General features: G+C 69.7%; 11 protein-coding genes and 1 pseudogene. 3 read left to right on the top strand and 9 right to left on the bottom strand.

Annotated elements, in window-relative coordinates:
- Positions 1-81 precede the first annotated feature (81 nt).
- From pulA to ACU6WZ_RS21315, 7 genes and pseudogenes are all read right to left on the bottom strand, one after another.
- The gene (gene pulA / locus ACU6WZ_RS21345) at positions 82-5,409 is read right to left on the bottom strand and encodes a pullulanase-type alpha-1,6-glucosidase (RefSeq protein WP_447029727.1); all 5,328 of its coding nucleotides are present in this window, start codon (positions 5,407-5,409) and stop codon (positions 82-84) included.
- A gap of 140 nt (positions 5,410-5,549) precedes the next feature.
- Positions 5,550-6,932: pseudogene (locus ACU6WZ_RS21340) on the bottom strand (alpha-amylase); the annotation flags it as partial.
- 395 nt (positions 6,933-7,327) lie between these two features.
- Positions 7,328-8,380, bottom strand: a complete 1,053-nt coding sequence (locus ACU6WZ_RS21335; protein WP_447029726.1) for a LacI family DNA-binding transcriptional regulator — start codon at positions 8,378-8,380, stop codon at positions 7,328-7,330.
- Complete coding sequence (locus ACU6WZ_RS21330) at positions 8,365-10,056, bottom strand: glycoside hydrolase family 13 protein (RefSeq protein WP_447029725.1); 1,692 nt, start codon at positions 10,054-10,056, stop codon at positions 8,365-8,367. The genes ACU6WZ_RS21335 and ACU6WZ_RS21330 overlap by 16 nt, the downstream gene beginning before the upstream one ends.
- Before the next feature lie 117 nt (positions 10,057-10,173).
- Entirely contained in the window at positions 10,174-11,046 is an 873-nt protein-coding gene (locus tag ACU6WZ_RS21325) for a sugar ABC transporter permease (RefSeq protein WP_447029724.1), read from the bottom strand.
- Positions 11,043-12,056 carry a carbohydrate ABC transporter permease gene (locus ACU6WZ_RS21320; RefSeq protein WP_447029723.1) on the bottom strand — a complete coding sequence of 338 codons (1,014 nt, stop codon included), beginning with the start codon at positions 12,054-12,056 and terminating at the stop codon, positions 11,043-11,045. Before ACU6WZ_RS21320 ends, ACU6WZ_RS21325 begins: the two co-directional genes overlap by 4 nt.
- A 19-nt stretch (positions 12,057-12,075) precedes the next feature.
- Complete coding sequence (locus ACU6WZ_RS21315; protein ID WP_447029721.1) at positions 12,076-13,350, bottom strand: extracellular solute-binding protein; 1,275 nt, start codon at positions 13,348-13,350, stop codon at positions 12,076-12,078.
- 308 nt (positions 13,351-13,658) lie between these two features.
- Here ACU6WZ_RS21315 and ACU6WZ_RS21310 point away from each other — a divergent pair, with 308 nt between their 5' ends.
- Positions 13,659-15,275 carry a glycoside hydrolase family 13 protein gene (locus tag ACU6WZ_RS21310; RefSeq protein ID WP_447029720.1) on the top strand — a complete coding sequence of 539 codons (1,617 nt, stop codon included), beginning with the start codon at positions 13,659-13,661 and terminating at the stop codon, positions 15,273-15,275.
- A gap of 57 nt (positions 15,276-15,332) precedes the next feature.
- Here the strand turns inward: ACU6WZ_RS21310 and ACU6WZ_RS21305 are convergent, their stop codons facing one another.
- Positions 15,333-16,523, bottom strand: coding sequence for an RNA-guided endonuclease InsQ/TnpB family protein (locus ACU6WZ_RS21305; protein WP_447029718.1), 1,191 nt, complete (start codon positions 16,521-16,523; stop codon positions 15,333-15,335).
- 155 nt (positions 16,524-16,678) lie between these two features.
- Between ACU6WZ_RS21305 and ACU6WZ_RS21300 the strand changes: the two genes are divergently transcribed.
- Positions 16,679-17,698, top strand: coding sequence for a LacI family DNA-binding transcriptional regulator (locus ACU6WZ_RS21300; RefSeq protein WP_447029717.1), 1,020 nt, complete (start codon positions 16,679-16,681; stop codon positions 17,696-17,698).
- 75 nt (positions 17,699-17,773) lie between these two features.
- On the top strand, positions 17,774-18,694 hold the full coding sequence (locus tag ACU6WZ_RS21295) for a phosphatase PAP2 family protein (RefSeq protein WP_447029715.1): 921 nt from the start codon (positions 17,774-17,776) through the stop codon (positions 18,692-18,694).
- Positions 18,695-18,702: 8 nt separating this feature from the next.
- Here the strand turns inward: ACU6WZ_RS21295 and ACU6WZ_RS21290 are convergent, their stop codons facing one another.
- Entirely contained in the window at positions 18,703-20,280 is a 1,578-nt protein-coding gene (locus tag ACU6WZ_RS21290) for an amidohydrolase (RefSeq protein ID WP_447029714.1), read from the bottom strand.
- Between the last annotated feature and the right edge of the window lie 10 nt (positions 20,281-20,290).

The raw sequence follows: 20,290 nt of genomic DNA, 5'->3' as shown, positions 1-20,290 counted from the left end.
ACCTGCCCCCGGCTTCGGGAAGGGGCGGGTCGGGGAACGCCCACCGCGGGCCGCCCCGAACCGCCCCGCCGCCACCCCCGGCTAGCGCGTGAACACCGCCACCGTGCGGGCCGGGACTTCGAACGTACCGCTCGCCCCGTCGTACGCCGCGCCCTTGACCACCGCGTCCGCCCCCGCCCGCTGCACAGGATGCAGCGAGTACGCCGCATCTCCCAGCCCGGCGACCTTCTGCTTCTGCGCCGAAGGGGTCGCGTTGAAGACCACGACCAGGTCCCCCGCCCTCATCGTGATGACGCCAGGCGTCTCGTCCCGCCCCGAGAGGGGGAAGGAAACCGCCGTCTGCACTTGATCCGCCGTGCCGAGGCTGAACGCCTTCTCCGTCGTACGGATCTTCAGCAGGTCCCGGTACGCCGCCGACGCCCCGTCGATCTCCGCGCATCCGGCCGTCAGCGACGGCGCCGTCAGCAGCGGCTTCGAGTAACCCCACTTGGCCTTGTTGTCGGGCGCCGGGGGCAGTCCGCGCCCGAAGCCGTTGCCGTCACGGCAGTCCCAGTGGATGGCGTTGAACCAGTCGCCGCTGTCGTAGGAGTTGCGGTCGAGGGACTTCGAGCGGAGGAGATCGGTGCCCGACTGGGACAGCGCCGGCCCCTGCGACAGCGCCGCCGTGGCCATCGCGAGCACCTGCATGCGAGCCCGGTCCTGCGCCTTCACCGAAGCGGGCAGCTTGAAGGCGAGAGCGTCGTAGAGGGTTTCGTTGTCGTGGGCGTCCGCGTAGGCCAGGGCGTCGCCCGGCGCCGCCGCGTATCCCGCCGGGGCGCCGTTGTAGTCGACCTCGGAGCCCTTGACCGTACGACCGGACGTGTCGGTGAAGGTGTACGCCGCGAGGTTGCCGGTCAGGCCGACCTTGATCAGGTCCTGGTAGTGCAGCAACCGCGCCTTCTGCTCGGCCTCGGTGCCGTTGGCCGCCGACGTGTTGGGGTCGGTGTAGAGGCCCGAGGCGAAGCCCTGCACGCCCGGGTCCTCGTCGAACGGCCCGCCGCCGCGCACCGCGTCGCGTGCCCGGTCGGAGAAGGTCGCGATGCCCGTGCCGGCCATGTTCTTCTGGGTGGCCTGCTCGAAGCGCGCGTCGTCGGCGATCTCGCCGAAGTTCCAGCCCTCGCCGTACAGGATGATCTTCTTGCCGTCGACGCCGTCCCTGGCGGGCGTCAGTTCGTCGAGGGCCTTGCGCACGGCGAGCATGTTCGCCTTCGGGTGGTGGCCCATGAGGTCGAAGCGGAAGCCGTCGATCTTGTAGTCGCGGGCCCAGGTCACCACCGAGTCGACCATGAGCTTGCCCATCATGGCGTTCTCGGGCGCGGTGTTCGCACAGCACGTGGACGTGGCCACCGTGCCGTCGGCCAGCAGCCGCTGGTAGTAGCCGGGCACGATCTTGTCGAGTACGGACTTGTCGGCCTGGCCGGACGCGACCGTGTGGTTGTAGACGACGTCCATGACCGTGCGCAGGCCGGAGTTGTTCAGGCCCTGGACCATCTGCCGGAACTCCACGGTACGCCGCGTCCCGTCGGGGTCACTCGCGTACGAGCCCTCGGGGACGGTGAAGTGCAGCGGGTCGTAGCCCCAGTTGTACGCGTCCTTCGCCGCCGCCTTGGCCACGCACGCCTGCTGCTCCTCGGAGTCGGGGGCGTAGACCGACAGGTCACAGGCGGGGCGCTGCTGGTCGGCCTTCTTCTCCGGGATGGTGCCGATGTCGAAGACGGGCAGCAGGTGGACGTACGACGTGCCGGCGTCGGCCAGCTTGCCGAGGTGGTTCATGCCCTTCGATTCGCGGTCGGTGAAGGCCCGGTACTCCCCCGGGTGCTTCGCCGTGCGGTCGCCGATCGAGAAGTCCCTGACGTGCAGCTCCTGGATCTGCGCGTCGCGCAGCGGGGTCGCGGCCGGCTTCCTCAGCCCGGACCAGCCCTTGGGAGCGAGCTTCGGGTCGGTGAGGTCGACGACGAGGCTGCGGGCCGAGTCGGCGGTCAGGGCGGTGGAGTAGGGGTCGGTGACCTGGTTGGTGACGACCTTCTGGACGCTGGGCGCCCAGACCTTGACGGCGTACCGGTAGGGCTTGCCCGTCCAGCGCTTGCCGCCGGTGACGGACCAGACGCCGCTGCGGTCGTCGCGCCGCATCGGCACCGCCTTGCCGTCGATGTCGAGGGCGACGTGCTGAGCGGTGGGCGCCCACAGGGACAGCGTCGGGCGGCCCTTGGTGAAGACGGGGCCCAGCGACGCCTTGGTGGCGGACCCGCTGTACAGGTCGTCGATTACGCCCGGCAGCTGGACGCCGGTCGCGGCGAGCAGAGCGCCGTTGGCGGCACGCTGGGTGGCGATGATCTGGCCGCGCAGGGCCTCGCGCACGCGGTCGCGGTCGCGCGGGTCGACGGTGAAGGCCGGGTAGTCCTTGAGGTGCGGGTACTTGGTCTTCTGGGCGTCGGTGAGTGGACCGGTGTTCATGCGCAGCCACCGGCCCTCGTCGGAGAGCGCCCCGCCTTCGACCTCGATGCCGCCGTCACGCGCGTACACGAGCTGTTGGCTGGTGGCCTCGGTGGCCTCGACCTTCCAGACGACCGTGTCCTTGTCGATCCACTGGGCCTCCGCCTTGCTCAGGTCGAGCGAGGCCGCGCCGCCGGTCTGCGGCAGCAGGTACGTGGGCTGCCCGGCTAGCATCCAGACTTCGTTGCCGTACGTCGCGAGGTCCAGGGACTGGTCGCTGGGCAGGTCCTTCTCGTCACCCTTGTGCAGGATGTAGCTGAGCGAGGTCGCGCCATCGGCGAGCGGGACCTCGAAGGTCGCGCCGTACGCGTCCTTCTTCACCGGCATCAGCGGCCTGGCCCAGTCCGTGGGGTTCTTGGACCCGGTCCAGGTGTGCAGTCCCCAGCCGTCGTAGTCGCCGTCGGCGCGCTGGTAGTGGAGCACTGCCTTGGTCTTGTCCTGGGGCGGGTAGGCGCCGTCGGGGGCCTTGGTGGCCTGGCCGTCCTTGCCCTGCTCGATCCAGACCTCGCCGGTCGCGCCGAGGTCGACGGTGCGCTGCGGCCCGTCCGCCGTGCCGTTCTTCTCGACCGTGTACGGGAAGGACGACGCACCCTCGGCGAGCTTGATCCACGCGAAGGCGCCGTACGCGTCACGACCGGTGAAGGGGGCTGTGCCGTCGCCGGACCTGAGGCGGTGACCTTCGTAGTCGCCGTCGGCGCGCTTGTAGTGGACGACGGCGTAGTCGCGCTCGACCGCCGACGGCCTGTCCGGCGCGGAAGCCCGGCCGGCCGTCGTGGCGGCGAGTGCGCTCGCGGTGCGTCCGGCGCTGTCGACCACAACTGCCTTGTACCGCACGGGGGTTCCGGCCGCCACCTTTGCGTCCAGGTACTGGGTCACCTGGTACGGGGCGTGATCGGCGGAGCCGAGCGTACGCCACGGGCCGTCACCGATCTGGGCGGCGAAGACGACGCGGGTCAGCTGCCCGCCGTCGGTGTCCGCGCTGATCTCCACGGTGCCGGTGGCGCCGGCCGCGGGGGCCTTGAGGGTGACGGACGGCTTGGCGGTGGGGGCGGGCAGGGGCTTCGCCGCCCGGAGCACCACGGAGGACAGTGCCGGCACGGTGACCTCGACCTTGCGGCCGGCGTCGCTGCGTACCGTCCCGGAGGCGCCGTACAGCGCACGGAAGCCGGTGTGCGCGGCCGAGCCGGTGGTCAGCTCGACGGTCTTCGGCTCGGCGGCGTTGTTCGTGGCGACGACGTACTCCGTCCGGCGCTCGGCGTCGGTGCGCGAGAACGCGTACACGGAGCCTTCCGCGTGCAACTCGCGCTGGACGCCGTCTCGCAGGGCGGGGTGGGACTTCGTGAGCTTGGAAAGGTCGGCGATCGACCGGTAGAGGGGATGGGTGGGGTCGTACGCGTCGGAGGCGTGCGTACGGTCAGTGCCGAGCTGGTCGTCGTCGAGGTAGTCGGCGGTCTTCGACGCGAAGAGGGTCTGCCGGGCGTCCTTGTCGCCGCCCGCGCCGGTGAAGCCCTGCTCGTCGCCGTAGTAGACGACGGGGTTGCCGCGCGAGAAGAACAGCAGCTCGTTGGCGAGGCGGGCCCGCTTGACCAGCTCGGCGTCGTCGGCCTTCGGGTTGTCCTGCTTGAGGAAGGTCCCGATGCGGCCCATGTCATGGTTGCCGGTGAAGGACACCTGCGCGTAGGCGTTGGCCTGGTCGGTGGTGTAGCGGTAGTCCTCGGCGAAGACCTTGGCGAGCTTGCCGGCGGCCGCCCCCTGGGAGACGTACGCCCGGGTGGCGTCCTGGAGCGGGAAGTCGAGGGTCGAGTCGAGGCGCCCGCGCGTCACGTAGGGGGAGGTCACCCCGGTGTCGGCGGAGTAGACCTCGCCGAACATGAAGAAGTCGTCCCGGCCCCGCTTCTCGGCGTACGCGTCGAGGGCGGTCGCCCACTGAGTCCAGAAGTCGAGGTCGACGTGCTTGACGGTGTCGATGCGGAAGCCGTCGATGTCGAAGTCGCGGACCCACTTCTGGTAGATCTTCGCCATGCCGTCGACGACCTCGGGGCGCTCGGTCCACAGGTCGTCGAGCCCGGAGAAGTCGCCGTACTCGGAGCTTTCGCCGGCGAAGGTGGAGTCGCCCCGGTTGTGGTACATCGTCGGGTCGTTGAGCCAGGCAGGGACCTTGCGCTCGTCCTGGCGGGGGGCGGGGGTGTACGGGAAGGAGTCGGTGTCGGTGTTGACGGACTTCCTCCCCCCGTCTTCGCGGTCGTCGAAGGGCCTGCCGGACGTGTCGAGGTAGGGGTACGCGCCCTTGGGGCGGTAGCCGTACTTCTTCTCGGCGTAGTCCACCGTGTCGGCGGTGTGGTTGGTGATGACGTCGAAGAAGACCTTCATGCCCTTGTCGTGGGCCTTGTCGATCAGCTTCTCCAGGTCGGCGTTGGTGCCGAAGTGGGGGTCGACCTGGGTGAAGTCGGTGATCCAGTATCCGTGGTAGCCGGCGGAGGCGTCCTTGCCCGTGCCCTGGACGGGCTTGTTCTTGAAGATCGGCGCCATCCAGATGGAGGTGGTACCGAGGTTCTTGATGTAGTCGAGCCTCTTGGTCAGGCCCTTGAGGTCGCCGCCCTGGTAGAAACCCTTGTCGGTGGGGTCGTAGCCGGTGTCCAGGCGGCTGCCGGTGAGGCCGCCGCGGTCGTTGCCGGGGTCACCGTTCGCGAACCGGTCGGGCAGTACGAAGTAGAACTGCTCCCGCGTCAGGTCGTGCCGGGCGGGCTCGGCGGCGAGCGCGCGGTCCGAGGGCGGCGCGGGTGGTGGCTTCGCGGCGGATGCGGGCGGGGCGGGTATGAGCGCCGCGAACAGGGCGGCCGCGGTGGCTGCGGCGACTCTGCCGAGTCTGGGGGGCATGGGGGTGGTTCCCTCTCGGTGGTGGTGTGGTGCGGGACGGTGGGCGTGTACTCAAGACGCCGGAGGGGCTGGAATACCAGCCCCTCCGGCGTTTGAGGAGCGGGGTCTGGGGCGGAGCCCCAGCCGCGGAACCCGCGTCAGCAGCTGCGTGCGTTCACGTGCAGCGCGACCGCCGTGTTCGCCCCAAGCGTCGCCGTGAACTGGCCGGAGCCGTTGACCGTCACGATCCGGTTGTTCTGGACATCGCAGTACGTACCGCCCGCCAGCCCCGTCTGGAAGGTCCTGGTCAGCGACCCGCCCTCGTGGTTGATGGCGACGTACGCCTTGCTGCCCCGGCCGAACGCGATCTGGTCGCCCCCGTTGTCCCACCAGTTCGTGACGCCCTGACCGCGCGCCGCGTTCCGGAAGCCGACCATGCTCTGGATCTCGCGCCAGTTGTGCTGGCACTTCCAGCCGTCGCTGTAACAGGCGTTCACCGTTCCGCCGTTCGGCGGGCCGGCGTCCCTGTCGGACCACTCGTACCCGGAGTGGACGTCCGGGGCGCCGTACGGCCAGGCCAGCATGAAGACGCTGGCCAGCGTGTAGTTGGCGCCGTCCTTGTAGCTCAGGGTGTCGCCGCCGCGCTCGGTGTCGTGGTTGTCGACGAAGACGGCGGACTTGCCGCTCTCCATGTACCCCCAGCCCTCGCCGTAGTTCTTCAGGTAGGCGAGGTTCTCGTTGTTGAAGACCCGCTTGAGGTCACGCGCGTACCGGAACTCCTGCACGTCACCCGAGCCCAGGTACTCGCTCGGCGACACCGCCTCGCCTGCGCCGTGGATGGCTTCGTGCTTCCAGTACACGCCCGGATTGCTCAGCCGGGACTTGATGTTGGCGAGGTCCCCGGCCGGCATGTGCTTCGCCGCGTCGATGCGGAAGCCGTCGACGCCCAGCGAGAGCAGGTCGCCCAGGTACGTGGCGATGCGGCCGCGCACGTAGTCCTCGCCCGTGTCCAGGTCGGCGAGCCCGACCAGTTCGCAGTTCTGTACGTTCCCGCGGTCGCCGTAGTTGTTGATGTGCGAGCGGCAGTCGTCCAGGTCCGCGCCCGAGTAGACGCCGGGATAGTCGTACTTCTGGTACGAGGAGCCGCCGGTGCCGGTGCCGTTGCCGGCCGCCATGTGGTTGATGACGCTGTCGGCGATGACCTTGACGCCCGCGCCGTGGCAGGTGTCGACCATGTTCTTGAACGCGTTGCGGTCACCGAGCCGGCCGGCGATCTTGTAGCTGACGGGCTGGTACGAGGTCCACCACTGGCCACCCTGGATGTGCTCCTGAGGCGGTGAGACCTGGACGAAGCCGTAGCCGGCCGGTCCCAGGGTCCGGGTGCACTCCCGGGCGATCGAGTCGAACTTCCACTCGAAGAGGACGGCGGTGACGTCCCTGGTTCCGGGCGGGGCCGCCTGTGCCGGACCGGTTGGTGCCACGAGGGCGACCGCGCCGGCGGTGAGAGCGAGAGCGAGCGCGGCAGAGAAGGGTCTGCGAGCCATGGTTCCTCCTGCATGGGGGGAGGTGCGGGTGCGACGGTGCAGCCCTGCGCGGCAACGCGCCTTGCCCTCAAGGCCTTGAAGGTTCTTGCAGCAAGAAATGAAACCCTGCTGCCGAGCAGACCGTACGAGCCCTCACCAGCCGGGTCAACCCTTGTGACACAGTCCGCTCACACGCAGGAAACCTGGCAGATTTCTTTCTGCAATCTCTTTCGCAAGCAATTGCGGTCCTGTTAACTTCTTTACGACTCCGGTCCGGCCGGTCGGGGGTCCCGGCTGGTCCGGGTCCCACGCGCCCGTCCGGCCGGGTCGGGTATGCAGGGGGTTTCCTCGGGCCACCGCACCCCCGCTGCCCGACCAGGGCCGGTCCGGGGCTCCCTCTGCCACCCCGGGCCCGCTCACCCGCGTGCGCCGCCCACCGGCGCCTGCGCCGTGGAGCCCCGTACCACCAGCTCCGGCTGGAACACGTACTCCGTGCGCTGCACCGGGCTCCCGCCGATCTCCTCCAGCAGGGCGCCGACCGCCGCGGTCGCCATCGCCTGCACGGGCTGGCGCACCGTCGTCAGCGGCGGGTTGGTGAAGGCGATCAGCTGCGAGTCGTCGAAGCCGACGACCGAGACGTCGTCGGGGACTTCAAGACCGCGGTCGCGCGCCGCGCGCACCACGCCGAGCGCCATCATGTCGCTGCCGCAGACGATCCCCGTGCAGCCCTTGTCGAGCAGCGCGCCGGCCGCCACCTGGCCGCCCTCGACGCTGAACAGGGTGTGCTGCACGTGGAGTTCGGCTTCGTCCCGTGGCAGGTGCAGCACGCCGGCGAGCGCGTCGACGAAGCCCTCCCGCTTGCGACGCGAGGGGACGTACCGCTGCGGGCCGACCGCGAGACCGATCCGTTCGTGGCCGAGGTCCGCGAGGTGGCGGACCGCCATCCGCATCGCGGCATGGTCGTCCGGCGACACGAAGGGGGCGCTGATCGCGTCGTTGTAGCCGTTGATGAGTACGTACGGGACCCCGCGCGCCGCCAGGTCGGCGTAGCGCGCGGGGTCGGTCGAGAGGTCGGCGTGCAGGCCGGACAGGATGACGATGCCGCCGACCCCCCGCTCGACCAGCTGCTCGACGAGTTCGTCCTCCGTCGCCCCGCCGGGCAGCTGGGTGCAGAGCACCGGCGTGTAGCCGTGCCCGGCCAGGACCTGCTCGATGACCTGGGCGAACGCGGGGAAGATCGGGTTGGTCAGCTCGGGCGTCAGGAGCCCGATCAGGCCGGCGCTGCGCCGCCGCAGCCGCACCGGGCGCTCGTATCCGAGGACGTCGAGCGCCGCGAGCACCCGCTGACGCGTGGTGTCCGCGACGCCCGGCTTGCCGTTCAGGACCCGGCTGACGGTGGCCTCGCTGACACACGCGTGCTCCGCGATGTGCACCAGCCGCGGCGCGGGAACGGTCACACCGTCCACCACACCGCGGTGTCCGCCGGCAGCTCGAAGTCCCCTTCTGCGACGGTGACTTCGCCGCTAACAAGGAGGACGCGGCCGGGAGCGGGGATGCGGATGGCCGTGTCCGTCGCGTTGACCGTGCAGACGAAGCCCTCGCGGGCGAAGGCGACGACCCCCTCGGGCGCGTCCAGCCACGTCACGTCCGTACCGGCGCCGAGGCCGGGATGGTCACGGCGTACGGCCAGCGCGCAGCGGTACAGCTCCAGGGTCGAGCCGGGGTCGCCGGTCTGCGCCTCGACGCTCAGGCCGCCCCAGCCGGCCGGCTGCGGCAGCCAGCTGCCGCCCGCACCGAAGCCGTACGACGTGCCGTCCTCGGTCCACGGGATCGGCACCCGGCAGCCGTCGCGGAAGCCGTCCTGGCCGTCCGCGCGGAAGAACGACGGGTCCTGGCGGGCCTCGTCGGGCAGGTCTGTGACGTCGGGAAGACCCAGCTCCTCGCCCTGGTAGACGTACGCCGAACCGGGCAGCGCCAGCATCAGCATCGTCGCCGCGCGGGCCCGGCGCAGGCCGAGGCCGCGGTCGCCGGGGGTGCGGATCTGGGTGCCGAGGCCGGGCGGGTTGGCGAAGCGGGTGGCGTGGCGGGTCACGTCGTGGTTGGACAGCACCCAGGTGGCGGGCGCGTCGACGGGGCGCATCGCGGCGAGCGATACATCAATGACCTCGCGCAGCGCGGCGGCGTCCCAGGAGGTGCCCAGGTACTGGAAGTTGAACGCCTGGTGCAGCTCGTCGGGGCGCACGTAGTTGGCGGTACGCTCCACGGTCGGCGTCCACGCCTCGGCGACGCCGATGCGCTCGCCGGGGTACTCGTCGAGGATCTGCCGCCAGGAACGGTAGATCTCGTGGACGCCGTCCTGGTCGAAGAAGGGCATGACGTCATTGCCGAGCAGCTTCAGCTGGTCGTGGCTGCCGAGGTCGGGCAGCCCGTCCGCCTTGACGAGACCGTGCGCCACGTCGATGCGGAAGCCGTCGACGCCCATGTCGAGCCAGAACCGCAGGATGGAGCGGAACTCGTCGGCGACGGCCGGGTGTTCCCAGTTGAAGTCGGGCTGCTCGGGCGCGAAGAGGTGCAGGTACCAGTCGCCGGGCATGCCGTCCGGGCCGGTGGTACGGGTCCAGGCGGGGCCCCCGAAGATGGACTCCCAGTCGTTGGGCGGGAGTTCACCGCTCACACCCTTGCCGGGGAGGAAGTGGTAGCGCTCCCGCAGCGCCGAGCCTGGCCCCTCCTTGAGCGCGCGCTTGAACCATTCGTGCTGGTCGGAGGAGTGGTTGGGCACCAGGTCGACGATGATGCGCAGGCCCAGTGCGTGGGCGTCGCGGATCAGTGCGTCGGCGTCGAGGAGGGTGCCGAACATGGGGTCGATGGCCCGGTAGTCGGCGACGTCGTAGCCGGCGTCGGCCTGCGGGGACGCGTAGAACGGGCTGAGCCACACGGCGTCGACGCCAAGCTCCTTGAGATACGGGAGCCGGCCGCGTATCCCTTCGAGATCGCCCATGCCGTCGCCGTTGCCGTCGGCGAAACTGCGCGGATAGACCTGGTAGATCACCGCGTCGCGCCACCAGCCGGTGCGCCGGTTTCCCATGGTGGGGGCACCGGCGGGGGCACTGGTGGGGGCGGTGGGAGCAGCGAGGTGCTGGGTCATGTCGTCCCTGTGAGTCTCGGGGTGGGAGCGGCGGCCGGGCCCGCCCGGGCGGGCCCGGCGACCACCGACGTATGCGGTGCGGGCGTATGCGTGAAGGGCGGCCGGCCCTTGGCGCCGTCAGCCCTTGACGGCTCCGGCAGAGACGCCGGTCACCAGATGGCGCTGCGCGAAGAGGAAGACGATCGCGGCGGGGACGGCGATGAGCACGGAGGCCGCGGCCATCGGGCCCCACTGGGCGCCGTACTGGTTGACGAACTTCTGGAGGCCGCCGGCGAGGGTGAGGTTCTCGTCGCCGACCATGAAGGCGGAGGCGTACGCCACTTCGCCCCACGCGGTGACGAAGGAGTAGAACGCGGTCACCGCGATGCCCGGCTTGGCCAGCGGCAGGATCAGCCGCCAGAACGTGCCGAACGGGGTGAGGCCGTCGACCTGGCCGGACTCGTCGATCTCGCGGGGGATCGTGTCGAAGAAGCCCTTCATCATCCAGGCGCAGAACGGCACGGAGATGGTGAGGTAGGTGATCACCAGGCCGACCGGCTGGTTGAGCAGGCCGATGCTCGACATGATGTTGTAGATCGGCACGATCAGGACGGCGACCGGGAACATCTGGGTGATCAGCAGGGTCCACATCAGGCCGCGCTTGCCGGGGAACCGGAAGCGGCTCACGGCGTAGCCGGTGGTGGCGGCGACGAAGACGCCGAGGACCGTGGTCAGACCGGCGACGACCAGCGAGTTGGCGAACCAGGTGAGGAACGGGGTGTCGTTCAGCAGGTTCGTGTAGTTCGCCAGTGTCGTGTCCTGGACGAAGGCGGTGCTCGTCGCGTACGCCGCCGGCTTCAGGGAGGTCAGCAGGACCCACAGCACCGGGAACACGGCGATCACGGACGCCACGACGAGCGTGATGTGCAGGCCGGCGGAGGCCAGCGGGGAGCGCCGACCGCGCAGCGGGGCGTTGGCGGAAGCCGGTGGGGTGGCGGTGTCGGTGGTCACCAGACATCTCCCTGCTTGCGGAGCACTCGCCGGTAGACCGCGGCGAAGAGCATCAGGAGGATCAGGATCAGCACGCCCCAGGTCGAGGACTGCGCGAAGTCGCGCGGGCTGATCTCGAAGGAGAACTTGTAGGCCTGGGTGACCAGGATCTGGGTGGCGTCGCCGGGTCCGCCGCGGGTGAGCAGGAAGATCACCGGGAACATGTTGAAGGTCCAGATCGTGCTCAGCAGGATCACGGTGGCGCTGACGGGGCGCAGCCCCGGCAGGGTGATGTGCCGGAAGCGCTGCCAGGCGTTCGCGCCGTCCATCTCGGCGGCTTCGTACTGCTCGCCCGCTATGGACTGCAGGCCGCCGAGGAGGGCGACCATCATGAACGGCACGCCGAGCCATACGTTGACGGCGATGACCGACAGCTTCGCCCAGGTCGGGTCGTTGAGCCACGGCACCGCGTCGATGCCGCCGCCGGCCAGGATCCGGTTGAGGAATCCGCGGTCCTCGTTGTAGAGGAAGCGCCAGGCGAAGACGGAGACGAAGCCGGGGATGGCCCACGGCAGGATCAGCATCATCCGGTAGAAGGAGCGTCCGGCGATCCTGCGGTTGAGGATGTTCGCCAGGCCGAGGCCCAGCAGGAAGGTGACGCTGACGCAGGAGACCGTCCACACCAGGGTCCAGCCGAGGGTGGCGAGGAACTGGTCGCCGGTAAGCGCGTCGGCATAGTTGTCCAGCCCCACGAACTCGTACGTCGCGGGGAGTTGGTTGACGCCGATGTTGCGCTCGACATTGCGCTCGTTGGCGTCGGTCATCGACAGGTAGATCCCGCGAACCAGCGGGTATCCGATGATCGCGCCAATCACGATCACCACGGGGGCGACCATGGTCCAGGCGTACCAGTGGGTCGAGAGCGAGCGCCGGAGCCTGCCCGGCGGATTGCCAGCACCGCGGCTGGGGCCGCGGGCGACGATGTCGTCGCCCGCGGCCTTCACCACCGACTGGCTGGTGTGGACAGCCATCAGTCGGCCTGCCTTCCTGTTACTTCCAGCCCTTGAGGAGCTTGCGGTACGAGTCGCCGGTGGTCTCGGCGCCCTTCTCCGGGGTGGTCTGGTCGGTGAGGACCTTGGTGTACTCGGTCACCAGCGGCGCGAAGAGGCTGCCGGTCTCCGGGATCCAGGGGCGCTCGACGGCCTTGTCGACCACGGGCTTGAAGAAGCCGACGATCTGGTTGCCCGAGACGTCCGGCTCCGCGAAGACGGAGGTACGGGTCGGGAGCAGGCTGAGCTCCTTGGCGACCATGGTCTGGCTCTCGGCGGAGGTCATGTACTCGCTGAAGGCGTAGGAGGCGTCCAGGTTCTTGGAGCCCGCGTAGACGGCGAGGTTGTGGCCGCCCTGCGGGGCCCCCTGGCCCGCGGAGCCGGCCGGGACGGTGGTGATGCCCAGGTTGGCCTTGTCCTTGAACTCCTTGCCGGCGAAGGTGTCGGCGACGGCCCACGGGCCGTTGATCATCATCGCGACCTTGCCGTCCTTGAAGGCGGCCTGCTGGTTCTCCCAGCCGTCGGTGGCGTCCGTCTTCGCGGCGCCGGAGTCCACGAGGTCCTTGACGACCTTCATCGCCTTGACGCCGGCCTCGTTGTCGACGGTGATGGTCTTGGCCTTGGCGTCGACCAGGTCGCCGCCCTCGCCGTAGAGGAAGGACAGGAACCAGTACGCGTCGTCGCCGCGCAGGTAGAGCCCGGTCTTGCCGGTCTTGTCCTTGATCTTCTCGGAGACGGTCTTCAGCTCGTCGATGGTCTTCGGGACCTCGACACCGGCGTCCTTGAATATCTTCTCGTTGTAGAAGAGACCCATGGAGTCGATGACCTGCGGCACCGCGTAGGTCTTGCCGTCGTACTTCGTGCTGGCCGCGGCCTGCTCCAGGAAGTCCTTCTCGTTCTTGAGGGCGGCCGTGCCGTCCAGCGGAGCGAGGTAGCCGAGGTCGGCGAACTCCGGGGTCCAGGCGACCTCGGAGCGGATCACGTCGGGGGCGCCGGAACCGGACTGGGCGGCGTTCTTGAACTTGTTCTGCGCCTCACCGAAGGGCACGTTCACGTACTTCACGTCGACATCCGGGTGCTTCTTCTCGAAGCCTTCCGCGAGCTTCTTGAAGACCTTGTCCTCGCTGCCCACGGTGGAGGTGTCCCACCAGGTGACGGTGCCGGACAGCTTGCCCGAAGCCTTCTTCTCGTCACTGCCGCCGCTGTCGCCACCACATGCTGTCGCCGCGAGCGCCAGGGTCGCGACCAGGGCGGTGGCTACTGTGCCACGTCGCATCTGAACTCCTTCAACTGCCGAACCGCTCCGTCGCGGCGCCGGGTCGTCGAGGAACGTAACAAGGATGAAAGAAGTCCGAAAGAGCTTGCGAAGATTTTCCGCAAGACCAGGCGATCGTTACATCGGCGTGTCCTCACGGTTGCCGTCGAGCCCCTTGCCAGACGGGCGGGGCAGCCATAAAGCACTGACGCGGCGCACTGCAACGACTACCGCAAGGACTTGCAGGACTGTTACTTTCGGAGCGCATCCGCGTTGATCTCACCGTGACCGACCCCGGCCAGGACCGCTCCGTACGAGAGGGATCTTCCATGACGCAGGAGCCGCAGCAGCTCTGGTGGCGCGAGGCCGTCATCTATCAGGTGTACGTGCGCTCCTTCGCGGACTCCGACGGCGACGGCATCGGTGATCTGCGCGGAATCCGCGAGCGCCTGCCGCATGTGGCCGCCCTGGGCGCCGACGCGGTCTGGCTCACGCCGTTCTACGCGTCGCCGCAGGCCGACGGCGGGTACGACGTGGCCGACTACCGGACCGTCGACCCGCTCTTCGGCACCCTCGACGACGCCGCCGCACTGATCAACCGGGCGCACGAACTGAGCCTGCGGGTGATCGTCGACATCGTCCCGAACCACACCTCCGACCGGCACGCCTGGTTCCGGGCCGCCCTCGCGGACCAGCCGGGCGGACCGGCCCGCGAGCGCTACCACTTCATGCCGGGGCGCGGCGCCGGCGGAGAACTGCCGCCCAACGACTGGGAGTCGGTGTTCGGAGGCCCGGCCTGGACCCGCACCACCGACCAGGACGGCCGCCCCGGCGACTGGTACCTGCACCTCTTCGCGCCCCAGCAGCCCGACCTCAACTGGCACAACCCCGAGGTCCACGAGGAGTTCGACTCGATCCTGCGCTTCTGGCTGGGCCTGGGCGTGGACGGCTTTCGCATAGACGTCGCCCACGGCATGGTCAAGGCCGAGGGGCTGCCCGACATCGGCGCCCGCGAGCAGGCCAAGATGATCGGCTCCCAGATCCTGCCGTTCTTCGACCAGGACGGCGTCCACGACATCCACCGCTCCTGGCGCCGGCTCCTCGACACCTACGACGGGCAGCGCATCGGGGTCGCCGAGGCGTGGGCCCCCTCCCCCGAGCGCCTCGCCCTGTACGTACGCCCCGACGAGCTGCACCAGGCCTTCAACTTCCAGTTCCTGAACTGCCCGTGGGACGCGCAGGCGATGCGCGCCGTCATCGACGCCTCGCTCGCCGCGACCGCCTCCGTCGGGGCCCCCACCACCTGGGTGCTGTCCAACCACGACGTGGTGCGCCACCTCACCCGGTACGGCGCCGGCGACGGGCTGGTGGGGCTGCGCCGGGCCCGCGCGGCCGCGCTGCTGATGCTGGCGCTGCCCGGTTCGGCGTACCTCTACCAGGGCGAGGAGCTGGGCCTGCCCGAGGTCACCGACCTGCCCGACGAGGTGCGCCAGGACCCTTCCTTCTTCCGCAGCGACGGCCAGGACGGGCTGCGCGACGGCAGCAGGGTGCCGATGCCCTGGTCGGGCGACGAGCCGCCGTACGGCTTCTCGCCGGTGCCGGCCACCGGCTGGCTGCCGCAGCCCGACAGCTGGAAGTCGCTGACCGTCGAGGCGCAGACCGGCGACCCGTACTCCACGCTGGAGCTCTACCGCTCCGCGCTCGCCCTGCGTCGCGAACTTCCCGGCCTCGGCGACGGCCCGATGACGTGGCGGCAGCCGCCCGGCGGATACCCCGACGGCCTGCTGGTCTTCGCCCGCCCCGGCGTCGTCTGCGCCCTCAACACCACGGCCCGCCCCGCCGAACTCCCCACCCCCGGACGCCTGCTGATCGCGTCCGCCACCCCGGTCACCGAGGGCTCCTGGGTCACCCTTGCGCCCGATTCCTGCGTGTGGTGGGCAATCTGACATGCGCGACACAACAGGGCACAATTGACTTCTCTCCCTCCTGAAGGAGGGAAATTCTCACGGCTCGCGCCGTGAGGGTTTCTGCTCCATCGCCGACTGCCCGCCCGGAGTGCTCCGTTGAGGTCTTACACCGGCTCCACAGACTGTCACTGCCAGCCCGGCAGCCAGAATGTTCTTTGCCGCGTTCACGTCCCGGTCATGGGTCGTTCCGCAGTCACACGTCCACGTCCGGACGCTGAGGGGTATCCGCCCTTGGATGCTGCCGCAGGTCGAGCACAGTTCGGAGGAGGGGAACCACCGGTCGACGGTGATCAGGTTCCGCCCGTACCACTGGGCTTTGTACTCCAGCATCATCCGCAGGTCGGTCCACGCCGCATCCGAGATGGCGCGGGCCAGGGTGTGGTTCTTGAGCATGTTGCGTACGGTCAGGTCCTCGATCACGAGCGTTTGGTTTTCGCGCACGAGCCGAGTGGTCAACTGGTGGAGAAAGTCGCGCCGCCGGTCCGCGATGCGGGCGTGGACCCTGGCGACCTTGATACGGGCCTTGGCCCGGTTCGCCGATCCCCTGGTCTTGCGGGACAGGCGCCGCTGGGCCTTCGCGAGCCGCGCCCGGTCGCGGCGTTCGTGCCGGGGGTTGGTGATCTTCTCCCCCGTGGAGAGCGTCAACAGGCTGGTGGTACCCACGTCGATACCGACAGCCGCCGCGGTGGAGGGCATCGGGGCCGGGGTGTCGTCGCACAGCAGGGAGACGAACCAGCGCCCGCCAGCATCCCGGGACACGGTCACGGTCGACGGCTGCGCACCTTCGGGAAGGGGGCGGGACCACACGATGTCCAGCGATTCGGACATCTTCGCCAGCGTCAGCATTCCGTCCCGGTAGCGGAACGCGGAGGACGTGTACTCGGCACTGGAACGGGACGTGCGCTTCGACTTGAAACGCGGGTACTTCGACCGCTTGGCGAAGGAGTGGGTGAACGCCCCCTGCAAGTGCCTCAGCGCCTGCTGCAACGGAACAGAGGAGACCTCGTTGAGGAACGACGGTTCCTCGGTCTTCTTCCACGCCGTCAGCATCGCCGAGGTGGCGTTGCAGTTGACCCGCTCCTGCCGCAGCGCCCACGCCTCCGTGCGGGCGACAAGCGCCATATTGTAGACCTTGCGCACACATCCGAAGGTGCGCGACAGCTCAACTGCCTGCACATCCGTCGGATAGAAGCGGTACTTGAACGCCCGCTTCACATAAGTGGCCACAGCCCACAAACCACCATAACAACTTGTGACTACCTGCGCACGGTGGGTAATGACCGGCGATCCGCCCCTGATGGCGAATCCCCGCCCCTCGCCCTGCTCCGCAGGGGTCCGATTCCTCCCCGGCCCAAAGGCCGGGGCATCCACGGAGGTATCCGATGACCGCACGGCTTGCTGACATCGCAACCCAGGCGGGGGTCAGTGAAGCGACGGTCAGCCGCGTGCTCAACGGCAAACCGGGGGTTGCCGCGGCCACCCGTGAATCCGTACTGGCCGCACTCGACGTCCTCGGATACGAACGCCCGGTCCGCCTGCGGCGGCGCAGCGCGGGACTGGTCGGCCTCATAACCCCCGAGCTGGAGAACCCGATCTTCCCGGCGCTCGCCCAGGTCATCGGCCAGGGCCTGACCCGCCAGGGCTACACCCCGGTCCTCGCCACCCAGACACCCGGCGGGTCCACCGAGGACGAACTCACCGAGATGCTGGTGGACCGGGGCGTTTCCGGCATCATCTTCGTCTCCGGACTGCACGCGGACACCACGGCGGACATGCAGCGATACGAGCAGCTGCGCGCCCAGGGTGTTCCCTTCGTCCTGGTCAACGGTTTCTCACCGAAAGTCCAGGCCCCCTTCATCTCACCGGACGACCGGGCCGCGATGCGGCTGGCCGTCACGCACCTGGCGTCGCTCGGCCACACCAGGATCGGCCTGGCCGTCGGCCCGAAGCGGTTCGTGCCCGTACTGCGCAAGATCGAGGGGTTCAGGACCGGTATGCAGGAGCGGTTCGGGCTGTCCCCGGAGGAGACGGAGGAGCTGATCCAGCACTCCCTCTATACCCTGGAGGGCGGCCAGGCCGCCGCCTCCGCCCTGATCGAACGCGGCTGCACGGCGGTCGTATGCGCCAGCGACATGATGGCGCTCGGCGCGATCCGGGCCGCCCGACGGCTGGGCCTGGACGTACCGCACGACGTGTCGGTGGTCGGCTTCGACGACTCACCGCTCATAGCGTTCACTGATCCGCCGCTCACGACGATCCGCCAGCCCGTGACGGCTATGGGCCAGGCCGCGGTGCGCACCCTCCTGGAGGAGGTCGGCGGCACCCCGGCACCCCCCAGCGAGTTCGTCTTCATGCCGGAACTGGTGGTACGCGGTTCAACGGCTTCGGGGCCTCGTTCCTGAGGCGTAGCAGGTGCAGGCATCACCCGACTGGAGGATGATCGGAGGGGTGGTGCTCATCTGGCAGACTCTCTCCCCATGGGTGACGCGACGGTGAAAACTCTCGAAGGCCGGACGGCCGCTTCCCTCTCACCCGTCGTGGCCGAGGAGCAGCAGCAACCGTCCGAGCGGTGGGCTGCTCGGGCTGCTCTGCGGAGGATGCGCTCGCCGCGCCGGCCGCGTATCTGGTTCGAGATCCTGCTGATCGCCGTCAGTTACTGGACGTACTCGCTGATCCGCAACGCCGTCCCGGAGCAGAAGGCCGCGGCGCTGCGCAACGCGGACTGGATCTGGGCGGCCGAACAGACCCTGGGGCTGGCCTTCGAGGAGTCGTTCAACCGGGCCGTTAACTCGGTTACATGGCTCATCGTGACGATGAACTACTACTACGCCACCCTGCACTTCATCGTGACCATCGGCGTCCTGGTCTGGCTCTTCCGTAGGCAGCCGGGCCGTTACGCGGCGACCCGCCTGGTCCTTTTCGCCACGACGGGCGTCGCCCTGCTCGGCTACTACCTGTACCCCCTGGCGCCGCCCCGCCTGATGAACGGGCACAACTTCGTCGACACGGTCCTGGTCCACCAGACCTGGGGTTCGATGGCTTCGGGCGACTTCAAGAACATGTCGAACCAGTACGCCGCCATGCCGTCCATGCACATCGGCTGGTCCCTGTGGTGCGGCCTGACGATCTTCGCTCTGGCCTCCGCCCCCTGGGCGAAGATCCTCGGCCTGCTCTACCCGACGCTCACCCTGGTCGTGATCGTCGCCACCGCCAACCACTTCTGGCTGGACGCGGTGGGCGGGATGCTCTGCCTGTCCTTCGGTTACGCCCTGAGCTACGCCTGGTACGGAGCGCTCCCGCACCGCCTCCCGCGTCTGGTCGAGGCCCCGAAGAAGCCACGCACCGGCCGCCGGGACGGGTCGGGCGCAGCCGAAGCTCGGCCGCCGGCACTCTCCTAGAAACCCGGTCAGCCCCGGTGGGTGATGGAGCCGCCGGTGACGGTGAGCCGTACCGGGGCCTGTGCGACCTCGTCGGACGGCGCTTCGACGGGGTCGACGGAGAACGCCGTCAGGTCGGCGCGCAGTCCTGGGGCGATGCGCCCGGCGACTGCCTGTTCGCCGGCGGCGACAGCCGCGTGCGTGGTGCAGCCCTCCAGCGCCATCAGCCCGGTCAGCCCGCGCCCGGCCCGCGCGGCGCCGTGCGGTGTGCGGGCGGAGGCGAGGACCTGGCGGGCGTCGTAGTGGGCGATGGGCCAGTCGGAGCCGAGCGCCAGCACGGCGCCCGCGTCCCGCAGGTCACGGCAGCGCCAGGCGCGGCCGGCCCGCTCCTCGCCCAGCCGCTTCGACCACTCGTCGGTGTGGTCGGCGCGGGTGTACGCCGTGTGCGGCGGCTGCATCGACGCGATCACGCCGAGCCCCGCGAAGCGCGCGATCTGGTCCTCGGGGACGGTCTCGATGTGCTCGATGCGGTGGCGCAGACGGCCGCTCGCGCCAAGGGATTCGACGGTGTCCAGGACGTGCCGCACGGCGGCGTCACCGATGGCGTGGGTGGCGGTGCGAACGCCGGCGGTGTGGAGGTGGCGTACGGCAGCGGTGTACGCCACCGGGTCCGGCCAGAACGCTTCGGTGCCTTGGCCGTGGCAGTCGGCGTGCTCCAGCCACGCGGTGCCGCCCTCGACGGTGCCGTCCATGAAGAACTTAACGGCGCCGACCCTCCAGAGCCGCCCCGCCCGCTTCTGCAGGGCGATCAGTTCGTCGAGGTCCGCCGGGTCGGTGCCGGGCATGCACCAGGGGGCGAGGAGGAGCCGTAGCGGAAGGCCGTCGGCCTCCTCGGCCGCGGTGAGGAGCTCCAGGGAGTCGCCGCCGAGGTCCATGACGTGGGCGCCGGTCAGGCCGGTGGCCGCCATCGCGGAGAGCAGTTCGCCCAGCCGGGCCTGGCGCTCGGCGTAGGGGGGCCGGGGGACGACGGCGGCCACCAGGTCCATCGCCGCGTGCTCGATCAGATGCCCGGTGGGGCGGCCGTCCGCGTAGCAGACGATCTCCGAGCGCTGGGCGAAGGTACGCGGGCCCGTGATCTTGGCCGCGGTCAGTGCGGCGCCGCTGACCAGGGCGGAGTGACCGTCGTACAGGCGGATGAAGGCGGGGGAACCGGCGAGGGTGTCCTCGATCAGGGCGCGGTCGAGCGGGCGGCCCCCGAAGGCGTTGTGGTCGAGGCCGAAGGCGACGATCCAGCCCTCCTCGGTGCGCTCGGCGCCTGCGAGGGCGGCGCGCAACTCGTCGAGATCGCGCACGGCCGAGAGGTTGAGGCCGGTGGCCAGATCCAGGCCCCACACGGGGTGGCTGTGGCTGTCGACGAGTCCGGGCGTGAGGGTCGCCCCGGCCAGATCGACGGTCTCGGTGCCGGGCCCGCGCCAGTCCCGTACGTCCGCCGCGTCTCCGACTGCGGTGATCAGCCCGTCGGTGACGGCCACGGCGGTGGCTTCGGGGCGGGCGGGGTCCAGGGTGCGGACACGGGACGCGGTGACGACGAGATCGGCTGCGGGCACGTGCGGTTCC

The sequence above is a fragment of the Streptomyces hypolithicus genome (genome assembly GCF_052934925.1).
The sequence above is the reverse complement of the archived record's forward strand: the minus strand, read 5'-3'. Positions and strand labels throughout refer to the sequence as shown.